The organism is Limnospira sp. PMC 289.06 (assembly GCF_032350395.1).
GTDB lineage: Bacteria > Cyanobacteriota > Cyanobacteriia > Cyanobacteriales > Microcoleaceae > Limnospira > Limnospira platensis.
This window is the reverse complement of record NZ_JARPLC010000320.1, coordinates 1-1321: the sequence shown is the minus strand read 5'-3', so window position 1 is coordinate 1321 and position 1321 is coordinate 1. Positions and strand designations below refer to the sequence as shown.

At 36.7% G+C, this 1321-nt stretch carries 2 protein-coding genes and 1 pseudogene; all 3 read right to left on the bottom strand.

The genetic code is table 11. The features are described 5' to 3' along the window. Window positions 1-114: pseudogene (locus tag P5674_RS26785) on the bottom strand (phage head spike fiber domain-containing protein); the annotation flags it as partial. Window positions 115-180: 66 nt separating this feature from the next. Continuing rightward, window positions 181-528 (bottom strand): hypothetical protein, encoded by a 348-nt coding sequence (locus tag P5674_RS24835; RefSeq protein ID WP_014274438.1) that lies wholly within the window; start codon window positions 526-528, stop codon window positions 181-183. A 26-nt stretch (window positions 529-554) separates the two neighbouring features. Further along, window positions 555-1319, bottom strand: coding sequence for a hypothetical protein (locus P5674_RS24830; protein WP_315670402.1), 765 nt, complete (start codon window positions 1317-1319; stop codon window positions 555-557). Window positions 1320-1321 lie beyond the last annotated feature (2 nt).

Below are 1321 nucleotides of genomic sequence, written 5' to 3'. Positions count from 1 at the left end.
GGAGTCAATAACTGCTTGTATCCGTTCATTAGTTAAATACAGATTAACTTCACCTTCTGGCAAGTCATCGGTTGATTGCCCAAACTTACTAGAGTAAATGTTGAAATTAGTCATAACTGCCTCTATATTGAGTAATCAAATAAATGGCTAATAACTTAATACTAGCCATTCATTTGATGATTACATATTGATATATTCGATAATTGTAACGCTGATACTAGCGCTAGATTCTGCTATCGCCTGTAACTCAGTTCTACCCCACGTTATTGAGATGGTATCACCTGGCTTAACCGAAAATGCAGCGTCTGACACGCTATCACCTGTAGGGTCAAATATTAGATGTACATTGGTATTTGACCGATTCTTTACAAACACCGTTCTACCGTTACTGGTAGCATTGATAGGCACAACTTCCGTGATAGTGTTAGCAGTCAAACTTATCGCGGTAGTTTCGGGAGTTCCCGGTATTTTACTGCTCATATTTAGAGTGTCTAAATTGACAACAGAACTATAAACTGAGAAACTCATAATAAACTCCTAAATCAAAGTAAAATTTACCAATTTATTGTTTGTTCTAACCCAACAATATTGGTTACGCTATCCTCAGTTATAGCATAGATAGAAGCTGTTGATTTTAGTTCATCATCCCACCCAGCGTTAGGAGGTAAATATAGGCATTGATAAGGTACACAGTTACTGATATCACCGTGACAAAACCATACCCCTACAGAACCTACGTTTTGTAAGTGCAACCTATACCGATTAATATTTGAGGGTCTAACTAATGTGGGGGTATTGCCTATTGTCACCCCAAAATTTTCGGGTTGTGTCAATGTAGGGGTTTGAGGAACTGTATCGAGTTGATATTCAGCCATGCCCAAAATATTAATAGAATCATTGTTATGTAACTGAGTTAAACACCTAGCTTTAACTATTGAGTTGCTATCAATTGCTAAACCTTCGTTTTGATTAGTGATTAATTCAATTAACAGGTTTTCGGTGTGAATGCCTCCATAATATGGCAATTTGACAATCCCTAAATTTAACCCGTTTTCTGTTGCCATATTCCCATAAAATATCTGTAAATCTACCGCTCCCTGCAACACTTCCTGTTTTTTTTCCCACCGTTGGTAATAGCTATCTTCCGGGTAAATTGTGGGGATTTGTGATTGTGCAATACTGGGAGTGTAACATCTAGCGTTTAACGATGATATATAGCTGTAAATACCGATATCATATTTATATCTTTCTGTTATTAATGATTCTAAAATAGTCCCGTTAAATAACTCTATGGCGTTACTCCAGTTAGCAGCGTTTATAT